This window comes from Streptomyces virginiae (assembly GCF_040638905.1).
In the GTDB taxonomy this organism is placed as follows: domain Bacteria; phylum Actinomycetota; class Actinomycetes; order Streptomycetales; family Streptomycetaceae; genus Streptomyces; species Streptomyces virginiae_B.
Window position 1 is genome coordinate 378,043 of sequence record NZ_JBEZYV010000002.1, and the last position, 12,053, is coordinate 390,095.

Here is a 12,053-nt window from a genome sequence, read left to right on the forward strand (position 1 = left end):
GATGCCGGCGGCCGGCGTCTGGTGTCCGGCGTCTGGTGTCCGGCGTCTGGTGTCCGCTGTCGGCGTCTGGTGTCCGCTGTCGGCGGTGCCGGCAGGCCCTCAGGAGCGGACGGCCGGGATCCGTTCCGCCTCGGGCGCGGAGGGCTGCGCGGGAAGCCGGCCGAGCGTCGCCGCACACGGGGTGCCCGAGCGGATGTCCTGCACCCCGCGCCGCAGGCTGTCGCGCAGCAGGCGGCCCAGCGGGCGTTCGACGAGCCGGTGGACGAGCCAGGCGAGGGCCACCATGGCGGCGGTCACCCCGATCGCCAGCGGGACGGGCGCGAGGTCGCCGCGGAAGTGGTGGATGGCGGTCAGCCCGGCCATCATGTGGATCAGGTAGAGCGGGTAGGTGACCGCTCCGGCGTGCGGGAGCCAGCGCCACTGGACGCGGTCGAGGGCCCCGAGGGCGATGGCCGCCATGACGGTGAATCCGAGCACGACGACCAGGTGGGCCGGCCAGGCGGGCGTCTGCTGGGTGGCGCTCCGGCCGAGGCTGGAGATCATGCGGGCGTGCACGTGGTGCTGCGCGAGGAGGAACTGCACGCCGACCACGGCCCACAGGACGGCGTTCGGCCGGAAGCGGCGCATCAGGTAGAAGGCGATGCCGGCGATGAAGTACGGGGACGCCGACGGCACCGCGAAGAAGGACAGCACGCCGCTGTCGACGGTCGGCGCCACGACGCCGGCGAGGGTCCAGGCCCCGCAGAAGAGGACGCAGTTGCGGTAGGTCACGCCGCGCATGACGACCAGCGCGAACAGCACGTAGAACTTGAGCTCGACGAAGAGCGTCCAGTACGCGTCGTCGACATGGGGGACCCCGACCCCTGCCTGGAGCATCGAGAGGTTCACCACGACGTCGCTGAACGACGCGACCTTGCGCACCTCGGGCCAGTTGAACAGCACGAGTGAGGTGAAGACCACGGCCGCCCAGTAGGCGGGGAAGAGCCGGGAGACCCGGGAGACCGCGAAGTCTCCCACGGTGCGGCCCCAGGCGCTCATGCAGATCACGAAGCCGCTTACCAGGAAGAAGATCTCCACGCCGAGCCAGCCGTATACGGCCAGTGCGTGCGCGGACGGGAAGACCCCCTCGGCCGGCTCGCCCCAGGCGCTGTCGAGGGCCGCGTAGTGGTAGAAGAGGACGGACAGCGCGGCGAGGACCCGGACGGCGTCGAGTGCCGCGAGGCGCGGGCCCGGCGCTCCGGCGCGCGGAGCGCCGTCCGGACGCCCGCCCGTCCTCGGTATGCCGGCCTTTCCACCTGCGCTCATTCCTTGGCCCCCGTGACTGTGTGACGGTCCCTGGCGGACCCGTCGGATCTGCGGAACCTTACAGCGCACTCCCGGCGGGTCCGGCCGACGTCCACCCTGACCGGCAGGACGGTCACCGGGGGGTGTCCGCGATCACGGCGGGGACCTCGAACCAGGTGGGCTCGTCCCGCAGGGCGCGGTGGATCCTCTCCAGGGCGAAGGACTGCAGCGGTGGCAGCGCGTCCACGTCGAACCAGGCCACATCGAGGGACTCGTGGTCGTTGGCCCGCGCCTCGCCGCCGGTGGCCCGGCAGCGGAAGGTGATGTCCTGGAACTGGCATACGTCGCCGTTGGGGTAGGTGATCGGTTCGAGCATCTGGACGAGGACCACGCGCTCGGGCACACAGTGCACGGCCGTCTCCTCGTACACCTCGCGCACGGCGGTCTCGGCGGGCTGCTCGCCCGGCTCGGCGATGCCGCCGACCACGGACCACCGTCCGGTGTCGGTGCGCCGACCGAGCAGCACCCTGCCCCGGTCGTCGAGGACGATGGCCGTGACCCCGGGCAGCAGGAGCAGCTGGTGCCCGGCGGACTCACGGATCCGCCGGATGAAATCAGGTGTGGTCATCCCCCGACCCTACGAGGCCGGATCGGCTCCGCCTCAGGCGGCGCGGCGGCCCCGGATCCGGCGGGCGGCGAGTACGCCGAACCCTCCCGCGGCGAGCAGCAGCAGGGCGTACTCGGGGAGCGGTCCGAGGACGGTGGCCGGGGTACGGCCGGAGCGCAGCGGGATCTCGGCGACGAGCGCGTCCGCGGTGAACATCCTCGTCTGCGAGACGATCCGGCCGTCCGGGCGGATGACGGCGCTGACCCCGCTGGTGACGGGGACGAGGACGGTGCGGCTGTGCTCGACCGCGCGGACCCGGTCCATGGCGAGCTGCTGGTAGGTCATCTGGGTGCGGCCGAAGGTGGCGTTGTTGCTCGGTACGGCGATCACCTGGGCACCGTGCTGGACGGTCGAGCGGACGGCGTCGTCGAAGGCGGCCTCGAAGCAGGTGACCATGCCGACGCCGCTGCCGGCCATGTCGAAGACACCGGGGTCCTTGCCGGGGCCGAAGTCGCGGCGCACCCGGTCCACGTCGGAGCTGAAGAGCCGGACGAAGGAGCGCATCGGGATGCGCTCGCCGAAGGGCTGGATCTTGCGCTTGTCGTAGGTCGCGGTGGGGCCCGCGACCGGGTCCCAGAGGATCATCGTGTTGCGCAGCGGGCCCGTCTCCGGGGCGACGACCGCGCCGATCGCGACGGGCACGCCGATGGCCTTGACCGCTTCGTCGATGACGGCGCGCGCGTCGGGTTCGGCGTACGGGTCGAGGTCGGAGGAGTTCTCGGGCCAGACGACGAAGTCGGGCTCGGGGGCCTTGCCGGCCTTGACGTCCTCGGCGAGCTGGATGGTGCGCTTGACGTGGTTGTCGAGGACGGCCCGGCGCTGGGAGTTGAAGTCGAGGCCGAGGCGGGGCACGTTGCCCTGGATGACGGCGGCCACGACGGTGCCGTCCTCGGCGGCGTCGGAGACGAGCGGGCGGGCGGCGAGGGCGGCGCCGATCGGGGCGGCGACGGTGAGCGCGGTCAGCGCGGCGGTGGTGCGGCCGGGGTGGCGGCGCGCGATGCGCAGGGCCTCGTACAGGCCGAATCCGCAGAGGGCCACGCCGAAGGAGAGCAGCGGCGTGCCGCCGAGGGCGGCGAGCGGGGTGAAGACGCCGTCGGCCTGTCCGAAGGCGACCTTGCCCCAGGGGAACCCGCCGAAGGGCGCCCGGGCGCGCAGGGCCTCGCCCGCGACCCATACGGCGGCGGCCAGAACCGGCCAGGCCGGGAGGCGGCTGACGAGGGCGATGCCGAGTCCGGTGAGGCCGATGAAGAGGGCTTCGAGGGAGGCCAGCGCCAGCCAGGGCACCGGGCCGACCTCCTCGCCGGTCCACACGAGGAGCGGCAGCAGGTAGCCGAGGCCGGCGAGGGTGGCGAGCCCGAAGCCCGCGCGCGGACGGCGGCCGTACAGGCAGCCGGCGAGCAGGGCGAGGGCCAGCGGGGCCAGCCACCACAGGGGGCGGGGCGGGAAGCTGAGGTAGAGCAGCACGCCCGACAGTGCGGCCGGCACGCACCGGAGCAGCAGGGCTCCCCGCCGCCGCGGGGGCGCGGCGGGGCCGTCGGGGGGCGTCACGGAGGGCGTCCTGGGCTCGGCGGGGCCGTCGGCGGGCCGCTGGGGCTCCTCGCTCCAGGCGGCCTCGCGCGTCACACTGCTGCTCATCTGGCGGAGTGTACGTCCCCGCGCCCTCGGATCCCGTAAGCGCTCGGCCCGTGCGGCGCGGACGGGGCGCCGGCGGGTGGGGGGGGTCAGCCGGCGAGGGTGCGCAGGTGGGCGCGGATGACGCGGACCGCGTTCTCGGCGTCGTCGACGGTCACCGTGAAGAGCTTGCCGTCGTCCAGTGTCAGTTCCAAGCCCTCGCCGCGCCGGACGATCACGGCGGTGCCCTTCTCGGGGCGCCAGCGGTAGCCCCATCCGCCCCAGTGCTGCGGGGTGATCCAGGAGAGGTACGCGACCGAGGCCACGTCGGTGAGCTCGATCCTGCGGCGCGGCAACCCGACGTGCCCGCAGCGCACCAGGAGGGCCTCTGCGTCGATGGTGACGGCGACGTGCACGAAGGCGACCGTGCCGTACACCATGAGCAGTCCGGCGGCGAGGCAGCCGGTCACTGCCATGAGCAGCGGGACGAAGCCAGAGGTCCACGCGTTGTCGACGGCCAGCTCGACGCCGAGCGCCACGCAGGCCGCACCGGCGACCGCGAGCAGCCACTGCAGGGGGTTGGAGGCCCGGCCCGTCCAGAGCGGACCAGGAGGGTGACCCGTCATACGTAGCAGCGTACCCACGTTCAGCTACGGCACCACCGGCGCGCGCCCGAACGCCCGGCGAGATGCGGAAGACACGGCCTAGCGCGCCACGCGGTAGCGGAGGTGGACGACCTTCGAGCCGAAGGTGCGGGTCTCGACGAGTTCGAGATCGATCCGGCGCCCTTCCTGGGGAAAGAACGGAATGCCACCGCCGACCAGTACCGGGTGGACCATGACCCGGTACTCGTCGATGAGGCCGAGCGCGGCCGCCTCGGCGGCGAGCGTCGCGCCGCCGATCGCGATGTCGCCGTCCTCCGGCTCGGCCCGCAGCCGCTCGATCTCCTCCGCCAGGCCGCCGGAGGCCAGGCGGGCGTTGCCCTGCACCGCTGACAGGGTGCTGGAGAACACCACCTTCGGGAGCGGGTTCCAGACCTCGATCCATGCGCGTGACGCGGCGTCGAGCGACGGGTCCTGGTCGGCGGTCTCCCAGTACAGCATCGTCTCGTAGAGCCGCCGCCCCAACAGGTGGACGCCGAGCTCGCGGGTCTCGTCGATCCAGAACCGGAAGACCTCCTCGTCGGGCTCCGTCCAGTCGAAGTCTCCGTCCGGCCCGACGATGTAGCCGTCGAGCGAGACGCCCATCGCATAGGTCACGCGTCGCATCAGGAGTCCTCCTCGGTGAGGGCTCGACCCTACGGCCGCCGGTCGCCGCGGAGCCCGCCGCGACGCGCGCGAACGCCGGGCGGGGCGTCAGCCGGGGAGCATGCGCAGGAGGGCGTCGCGCAGGGCCGGGCGGCGGGCGGTCATGAACCGGTGCAGGGTACGGGAGCCGAAGGCGACGCGCTGGGCGCTGCGGCGGCGCTCGGCGTCGTACGCGTCCAGGGCGCCGGGCAGCCCGTCCGGCCCGGCGGCGGCGACGGCGCGGGTCAGGGCCTCGGCGTCGAGCAGGGCGGTGCAGGCGCCCTGGCCGAGGTTGGGCGTCATGGCGTGGGCGGCGTCGCCGACGAGGGCGACCCGGCCGTCGGCGACGAAGGCGCGGAGCGCGGGGTACAGGTGGCGCATCTCGTACCGGACCCAGGTCGCCGGATCGGTCTCGGCCAGCACGCGCGGGATCGGGTCGTGCCAGCCGGTGAAGGCCTCCCGCAACTCTCGTGCGCTGGTGGCCGCGGGCACCGTGGCGTACCAGTTGGTGCGGCCGGGCTCGACGGGGGTCATGCCGAAGAAGCGGCCCTCGCCCCAGGTCTCGCCGTACAGGCCGGTCTCGAATCCGGCGATGCCGATCCAGGCGACCGTGCCGATCGGGCGGGGGCTACTGCGGGTGCCGAAGTACGCCGTCCGCACCGCGCTGTTGATGCCGTCCGCGCCCACGACCAGGTCGGCGACGAGCGCGCCCGGGTCGGTCAGGGGCCGCGCGTACTCGATCCGCGTGCCGCCGAGCCGGTCGAGCTCGGCCAGCAGGGCGTCGATCAGGTGGGGCCGGGACATGAGCAGTTCGGGACGGCCCCACCTGCGTTCGATCCGCTCCAGCGGGAGGGCGGCGAGGACCTTGCCGTCGGGGCGTCGGATGCGGGCGTTCCGGTACGGCACGGTGCGCACCCGCAGCGCGTCGCCGAGGCCGAGGCGGTCGAGCGCGGTCTGCGCGGTCGGGTGGGTGCCGAAGGCGGTTCCGTAGCGTTCGAGCGCGGCCCGCCGTTCCAGGACGGTCACCGTCCAGCCGGCGCGGCGCAGGCCGATGGCGGTCGCGAGCCCGCCGACCCCGGCGCCGACCACCACGGCCGTTCCCGCCCCGCGGCCGCTCAAGGTACTGGTTCCGTCCCCGGTCCCGCTGCTCACGGCTCCCCCTCCGTCCTCAACGGCCATGACCACCACAGCCGTGGTACTACATCTGTGGTACCACGGCTGTGGTTATGCTGGCAACGTGAATCAGGACCGGAGGGACCGGCTGCGGGACGCGGCCGTCGCCGTACTGGCGGAGTCGGGCGGGCGCGGGCTGACCCACCGGGCCGTCGACGCGGCAGCCGACGTGCCGACGGGCACGGCGAAGAACTACTTCCCCACGCGCGACGCGCTGCTGCGGGCGGTGGCGGAACGCTGCCTGGAGCAGTACCGGGCGCTGGCCGCGTCCCTGGCGGGGGACGGGCCGGGGCCGGCCGACGCGGACGGGCTCGCGGCGATGCTCGCCGGGCTGCTGCGGGACGTGGCGGGGCCCGGGCGGCCCCGCGTGCTCGCCTATCTGGAACTCCAGACCGAGGGGACGCGCAGGCCGTGGCTGGCCGCACTGCTGGACCCGATCGCCGCGGCGGACTTCGCAGCGCACGCGAACCTGCTGCGCGCGGCCGGACTGCCGGCCGGGGCCGAACGGGCCAGGGCCCTGACCCTCGCCCTGCACGGCGCCGTTCCCCATCTGCTGACCGGCGCCCCGGCCACCCTGGCCGCCGCCGGTCTGGACGACCTGGACCGCTTCGCCCGCGGACTGCTGGCCGCCGTACGCCCCGAGGAGGACCGGTGACCGCGCCCACCCGGCTCGACCGGGCCGTGGGAGCCGTGCTCGGGTCCGCCGCGGGTGACGCACTCGGCGCCCCGTACGAGTTCGGGCCGGCGGGGCAGTTGAGCAAGCGGGGTGAGGAGATGTGCGGGGGCGGCGGCTGGGACCCGGGCGAGGCGACGGACGACACCCAGATGGCCGTCCTGGTCGCCGAGTCGCTCCTGGAACGGGGCGGCCTCGAACTCCCCGACGTCTTCAGCCGGTTCCAGCGGTGGGCGGCCGGGCACCCGAAGGACATCGGGCTGCAGACGGAGGACGTGCTCACCAACGGCGAGCCCTGGGACCTCGCAGCGGCCCTGCACTTCCAGATCAACGCCCGGGCGGCCGGCAACGGTTCCCTGATGCGGGCCTCCGGCTCGGCCGTGTACTTCTCCGCCGCCGGACGGGAGGCGACCATGGACGCCGCGCGGCGGATCGCGGCGCTGACCCACGGCGACCGGGCCGCCTGGGAGGGGACCGCGATCCTGCACGAACTCGTCCGCGTCGCCCTGGACGGCGCCGATCCCCTCGCGGTCCTGCCGGCCACGCTCGACCACGTGCACCCGGACCACCGCGAACGGTACGCCCGGGTGCTCGCCCCCGACTGGCACCCGCGCCTGGCCACCGAGTTCAACGGGGCGGTGTGGCCCTGCCTGGGCTCGGCGGTGTGGGCGCTGCGGACCACCACCGGGTTCGCGGAGGCCGTACGCGCCGCCGTGGACCTCGGCGGGGACACGGACACGGTGGCCGCGGTGACGGGTGCGCTGGCCGGCGCGCGGTACGGGCAGGGGGCGGTTCCCGCGCACTGGGCGGCGCGGTTGCACGTACCCCTGCCCGGGTTCGGCGAGCGGGTCCTGTACGCGGACGACCTGCGGACGCTGGCTCAGCGGCTCGTGGCGGCCGGCTCCCCCTGAAGTTCCAAGCGGCGGCCGCGGAAGCCGGCGCGCAGCCGCCGGTCGTGCGTGACCACCACGAGGGTCCCGCGGTGACCGGACCCGACGGCCGTCATCGCCCCGACCCCCGCCGCAGTGCACGCGGCGGTTCGGGCAACGCCCCGGCAGCGTCAGCCTACGGGCGCGCCCTGGCCCGCCAGGAGCCGTCCCTCGGCGTACGCGAACACCGCGGCGGGCAGCAGCGCTTCGCGGCCGCTGTGCAGGACGGTCAGGCCGCCCGTGCGGGGCAGGCCGGGCTCGGCGACGGCGCCGATACGGCGCAGCGCCTGGGTGGCGACGGGCTCGGCGGAACCGTAGTAGACCAGCCCCGCTCCCCCGGTCCGCACGGCGAGGGCGGCGCGGATGGGGCTCTCGGTCAGCTCGTAGTGGGTGCATCCGAGCACCACGTCGGTGACGTCGGCCGGGGTCAGCGCGGCCGCCGCGGCGACGGCCGCGGTCACCGCCGCTTCGTCGGCCGCCTCCACGGCGTCCGCCAGTCCGGGGCAGGGCACCTCCGTGACGCGGGCGCCGGTGGCGAAGTCGCGGATCAGCCCGCGCTGGTAGGGGCTGCCGGTGGTGGCGGGGGTGGCCCAGATGGCCACCCGGCCGCCGGTCGCCGCGGCGGGCTTGATCGCGGGTACGGTTCCGATGACCGGGATGTCCGGCTCCAGCTCCGCCCGCACGGCGTCCAGGGCGTGCACGGTGGCGGTGTTGCAGGCCACGATGAGCGCGTCGGGGCGGTGCGCGGCGGCGGCCCGGGCCACTGCGAGGGCCCGACCGGTGAGGTCTTCGGGGGTCCGCGGACCCCAGGGCATTCCGTCCGGGTCGGAGGACAGGACGAGATCCGCGTCCGGCCGCAGCCGCCGCACCGCCGCGGCCGCCGCGAGGAGGCCGATTCCGGAGTCCATGAGCGCGATCTTCACCCGGCCACTTTAGTCGACACCGGGTCCGGCCCGACCCGGCTCCGGCCGGATCCCGCCCCCGCGCGCCGCCCGCCGGGCGCACCGCCCGCCGGGCGCACCGCAGCGGACCACCGCACCCGGCCCGCACCGGAGCAGCCGGGCACCACCTGCCCGCCCGCAGCCCCGGCCCCCGCACCCCGCGCCCGCCCGGACCGCCGCGGGGCCACCGCGACGCCGCATCCGCCTGCCCCGCCAGGGGCGCCGCACCGGGACGGCCGGATGCGCGACAGGCCCCCGCCGGCCCGGCACACTGCCGCCATGGGCCTCCTCACCGGCGCCGCCGTCGCCACCGCCGCGTCCTACGCCTCCCTCGCCGCATGGCTCTGGCTCACCCTCGCCCAGGGCATGTTCTGGCGCACCGACGTCCGCCTCCCGCCGCGCACCGCCCCCGCCCGCTGGCCGTCCGTCGCGATCGTCGTGCCCGCCCGGGACGAGGCCGGGGTGCTGCCGCTCAGCCTGCCCTCGCTCATCGCCCAGGACTATCCCGGGGAGGCCGAAATCATCCTCGTCGACGACGGCAGCACGGACGGCACCGGCGGTCTCGCGCTCCGGATCGCCTCCGGACAGCCGGGCCTTCCGCTCACCGTCGTCTCCCCCGGCGAGCCCGCCCCCGGCTGGACGGGCAAGCTCTGGGCGCTGCGCCACGGCATCTCGCTGGCCCGCACCGCGCACGCCACCGAGCCCGACTTCCTGCTGCTCACCGACGCCGACATCGCGCACGAACCCGACAGTCTGCGCGAACTGGTCTGCGCCGCGACCTCCGCCGACCTCGACCTCGTCTCGCAGATGGCCCGCCTGCGCGTGGTCGGCCTGTGGGAACGCCTCGTGGTCCCGGCCTTCGTCTACTTCTTCGCCCAGCTCTACCCCTTCCGCCGGATCAACCGGCCCGGCGCCCGCACCGCCGCGGCCGCGGGCGGCTGCGTCCTGCTGCGCACCGCGGCCGCCGTACGGGCGGACGTGCCCGACGGCATCCGCCAGGCCGTCATCGACGACGTCTCCCTCGCCCGGGCGGTGCAGGACTCCGGCGGCCGGATCTGGCTGGGGCTCGCGGAGCGGGTGGACAGCGTGCGCCCCTATCCCGCGCTCGCGGACCTGTGGCGGATGGTCTCGCGCAGCGCCTACGCGCAACTGCGCCACCAGCCCCTGCTGCTCGCCGGGACGGTCGCCGGGCTGGCGCTCGTCTACCTGGTGCCCCCGGCCGCCCTCCTGGCGGGCCTCGCCACCGGACGGACCTCCGTGGCGTGGGCCGGGGGCCTCGCCTGGCTGCTGATGGCCGGCACCTACCTGCCGATGATCCGCTACTACCGCCAGCCCGCCGCGCTCGCCCCGCTGCTTCCGCTCACGGCGCTGCTGTACCTCCTGATGACCGTCGACTCGGCCGTTCAGCACTACCGCGGACGCGGGGCATCGTGGAAGGGCCGCACCTATGCCAGTCCGAGCGATGCCTGAAACGGCGGACCCCTGTCCGGACCCGCGTCATCCGAGGTCACCGCGTTGTGACGCTGTGTCAGCAGAAAGTCGGTGCAACGCACAACCGGTAGGTACGAGTTGGAGCAAGGTGGGATGGAAGTGACGAAATCGTGCACGTGAACGCCAAGTGAAAGGCGTGGCTCTGACCTGCGAATATGCAGGTCAGCGCGGTGTTGACGGCACCTTGCTATGGACCCGGTGAATTCGTGGGCTTAACTTATGTCTCATGACCTCCCCCCGCTCCACTTATGGCGGCGGTTACTACTCCGCGCCCTCCTTCCCGGACACCCCCATCTACGACTCCCTCGTCGCCGAACGCGGCACTCCGCAGATCGCTCCGATCCGCGTCCCGGCCGCCTACGAGTCCCCGAGCGCGGGTTATTCGAGCGGTGGGTACCTGCCGGCCCTCCCGTCGGCCCTGCCCGCACTGCCCCCTGCCGCCCCTCAGCAGCAGGCACCGGCGTACGGGTACCCGTACCAGCAGCAGGTCGCTCCGCAGCCGATGCCGCTGCAGAACGCGCCCGCGCCCTACATTCCGCAGCAGCAGCCGGTGGCCGCCCGCGCCGGGTACATGCCGCAGCCCCAGCCGCAGCAGCCGCGCCCGGCGGCCATGGCCACCGGCTACGAGGCGATGCGTCCGGCCGCGCCGCGCCCCATGCAGGTGCCGGCTCCGGTCGCGGGCGCCTCGTACGAGGATCCGTACGGCCGCCCCTACCAGGGGCGCGGCTACTGACCGGGCCCCTCACGCGCGCCGGGACGGCGGAGCGGGCTGGCAGTATGCCCCCATGTCGAAGTTGCACGTCCAGGCGCTCCACGTCCACCCCGTCAAATCGGTAGCGGGGACCGCTCCCGACGAGGTGGCGGTGGAGCCCTGGGGGCTGTCCGGGGACCGGCGGTGGGCACTGATCGACCCCGAGGGGACGGTCGTCACCCAACGCCGCCATCCCCGGCTGGCCTTGGCGTCCGCGCGTCCGGTGGGCGGCGACCGGATCGCGGTGACCGCTCCGGACATGGCGGAGCTGGTCGTGGAGGTGCCCGGGCCCGGTCCGCTGGAGCCGGTGTCGCTGTTCGGGAAGAAGGTCGAGACCGTGGTCGCGGCGAGGGCCGCGGCCGACTGGTTCAGCGCGTTCCTCGGGGTTCCGGTCCGGCTGGTGCATTTGGACGACCCGGCCGTACGCCGTCCCGTGGACCCTGACTACGCCCTGCCGGGCGAGACGGTGAGCCTGGCCGACGGCTATCCGCTGCTGCTCACCACGCTCGCCTCACTGGACGCCCTCAACTCTCTGATCGCGGCGGGGGACCATCCCGAGGAGGGCCCGCTGCCCATGAACCGTTTCCGCCCGAACGTCGTGGTCTCGGGGGCCGAGGCCTGGGCGGAGGACCACTGGCAGCGCCTCGCGATCGGCGACGCCCTCTTCCGCGGCGCGCGCGAATGCGGCCGGTGCGTCGTCACCACGACCGACCAGCGAACGGCGGAGCGGGGCAGGGAACCGCTGAAGACGCTGGCCAGGCACCGGCGGATCGGCAAGTCGCTGGCCTTCGGGCGACTGCTGGTGCCGCTGCGGCCGGGCACCCTGCACGTCGGCGACGAGGTCCGCATCCTCGCATGACGGGCCGCGTCCGGGTGGCGACCGGACCACAGGAATGACACCTTCGAGGGGCTCCGCCCCCGAGCTGGAACCAACCGGCGTGACCAGGCCGTTGGATCAGTCAGAACAGGTGGGTACCCGCACGGGCCGTGACACCGGACGACCGGTTCCGGAATCGGGTGGCACATGTCTCGTGCGTCCCGGAACGCGTCCCCCGGGGCATGCGGAAGGCGTGGGCGCGCAGACAGACGGAGACTGGCGCTAGGGGGTGTCTTGTCGATCAGGCCGGATCAGGGAGCGGCGCATGGCGCCATGGGGCCTCCCCGGGCCCGCAGGGCCGAGGGGAAGCATCGCAAGGCGGACGGGGGAGGCGACGCGGAGCGTCGTCGAGCGAGGACGACGCGGCGAG

The 12,053-nt window shown here is 74.3% G+C and carries 12 protein-coding genes; 5 read left to right on the forward strand and 7 right to left on the reverse strand.

Annotation, left to right across the window (positions count from 1 at the left end):
* Window positions 1–99: 99 nt before the first annotated feature.
* The 6 genes from AB0F82_RS05235 to AB0F82_RS05260 form a co-directional block, all read right to left on the reverse strand.
* The gene (locus AB0F82_RS05235; protein ID WP_362624199.1) at window positions 100–1,305 is read right to left on the reverse strand and encodes an acyltransferase family protein; all 1,206 of its coding nucleotides are present in this window, start codon (window positions 1,303–1,305) and stop codon (window positions 100–102) included.
* Between the two features lie 112 nt (window positions 1,306–1,417).
* Window positions 1,418–1,912: an NUDIX hydrolase gene (locus AB0F82_RS05240; RefSeq protein WP_362624201.1), complete on the reverse strand. Its 495-nt coding sequence runs from the start codon at window positions 1,910–1,912 to the stop codon at window positions 1,418–1,420.
* Window positions 1,913–1,945: 33 nt separating this feature from the next.
* Window positions 1,946–3,586: an apolipoprotein N-acyltransferase gene (lnt, locus tag AB0F82_RS05245; protein WP_362624203.1), complete on the reverse strand. Its 1,641-nt coding sequence runs from the start codon at window positions 3,584–3,586 to the stop codon at window positions 1,946–1,948.
* Between the two features lie 86 nt (window positions 3,587–3,672).
* Window positions 3,673–4,188: a hypothetical protein gene (locus AB0F82_RS05250; RefSeq protein ID WP_362624205.1), complete on the reverse strand. Its 516-nt coding sequence runs from the start codon at window positions 4,186–4,188 to the stop codon at window positions 3,673–3,675.
* Between the two features lie 78 nt (window positions 4,189–4,266).
* Window positions 4,267–4,830 carry a dihydrofolate reductase family protein gene (locus AB0F82_RS05255; RefSeq protein WP_362624207.1) on the reverse strand — a complete coding sequence of 188 codons (564 nt, stop codon included), beginning with the start codon at window positions 4,828–4,830 and terminating at the stop codon, window positions 4,267–4,269.
* 87 nt (window positions 4,831–4,917) lie between these two features.
* On the reverse strand, window positions 4,918–5,937 hold the full coding sequence (locus AB0F82_RS05260) for an FAD-dependent oxidoreductase (RefSeq protein WP_362624417.1): 1,020 nt from the start codon (window positions 5,935–5,937) through the stop codon (window positions 4,918–4,920).
* Window positions 5,938–6,085: 148 nt separating this feature from the next.
* On the opposite strand from AB0F82_RS05260, the gene AB0F82_RS05265 reads away from it, so the two are divergent.
* Window positions 6,086–6,676 (forward strand): TetR/AcrR family transcriptional regulator, encoded by a 591-nt coding sequence (locus tag AB0F82_RS05265; RefSeq protein WP_362624209.1) that lies wholly within the window; start codon window positions 6,086–6,088, stop codon window positions 6,674–6,676.
* A complete protein-coding gene (locus AB0F82_RS05270; RefSeq protein WP_362624211.1) occupies window positions 6,673–7,605 on the forward strand; it encodes an ADP-ribosylglycohydrolase family protein in 933 nt (310 codons plus the stop codon). The genes AB0F82_RS05265 and AB0F82_RS05270 overlap by 4 nt, the downstream gene beginning before the upstream one ends.
* A 149-nt stretch (window positions 7,606–7,754) precedes the next feature.
* Here the strand turns inward: AB0F82_RS05270 and AB0F82_RS05275 are convergent, their stop codons facing one another.
* The gene (locus tag AB0F82_RS05275; protein WP_362624213.1) at window positions 7,755–8,546 is read right to left on the reverse strand and encodes a glutamate racemase; all 792 of its coding nucleotides are present in this window, start codon (window positions 8,544–8,546) and stop codon (window positions 7,755–7,757) included.
* Window positions 8,547–8,843: 297 nt separating this feature from the next.
* On the opposite strand from AB0F82_RS05275, the gene AB0F82_RS05280 reads away from it, so the two are divergent.
* From AB0F82_RS05280 to AB0F82_RS05290, 3 genes are all read left to right on the forward strand, one after another.
* Complete coding sequence (locus AB0F82_RS05280) at window positions 8,844–10,034, forward strand: glycosyltransferase (protein WP_362624215.1); 1,191 nt, start codon at window positions 8,844–8,846, stop codon at window positions 10,032–10,034.
* 247 nt (window positions 10,035–10,281) lie between these two features.
* Complete coding sequence (locus tag AB0F82_RS05285) at window positions 10,282–10,788, forward strand: DUF6643 family protein (protein WP_356812299.1); 507 nt, start codon at window positions 10,282–10,284, stop codon at window positions 10,786–10,788.
* Window positions 10,789–10,840: 52 nt separating this feature from the next.
* Window positions 10,841–11,665, forward strand: a complete 825-nt coding sequence (locus tag AB0F82_RS05290) for an MOSC domain-containing protein (RefSeq protein ID WP_362624217.1) — start codon at window positions 10,841–10,843, stop codon at window positions 11,663–11,665.
* Window positions 11,666–12,053: the final 388 nt, after the last annotated feature.

Bases quoted from the DNA above. Each gene is read 5' to 3' on its own strand.
- lnt (WP_362624203.1), bottom strand. From the start codon at position 3,586: ATGAGCAGCAGTGTGACGCGCGAGGCCGCCTGGAGCGAGGAGCCCCAG.
- AB0F82_RS05250 (WP_362624205.1), bottom strand. From the start codon at position 4,188: ATGACGGGTCACCCTCCTGGTCCGCTCTGGACGGGCCGGGCCTCCAAC.
- AB0F82_RS05240 (WP_362624201.1), bottom strand. From the start codon at position 1,912: ATGACCACACCTGATTTCATCCGGCGGATCCGTGAGTCCGCCGGGCAC.
- AB0F82_RS05285 (WP_356812299.1), top strand. From the start codon at position 10,282: ATGACCTCCCCCCGCTCCACTTATGGCGGCGGTTACTACTCCGCGCCC.
- AB0F82_RS05280 (WP_362624215.1), top strand. From the start codon at position 8,844: ATGGGCCTCCTCACCGGCGCCGCCGTCGCCACCGCCGCGTCCTACGCC.
- AB0F82_RS05255 (WP_362624207.1), bottom strand. From the start codon at position 4,830: ATGCGACGCGTGACCTATGCGATGGGCGTCTCGCTCGACGGCTACATC.
- AB0F82_RS05290 (WP_362624217.1), top strand. From the start codon at position 10,841: ATGTCGAAGTTGCACGTCCAGGCGCTCCACGTCCACCCCGTCAAATCG.
- AB0F82_RS05235 (WP_362624199.1), bottom strand. From the start codon at position 1,305: ATGAGCGCAGGTGGAAAGGCCGGCATACCGAGGACGGGCGGGCGTCCG.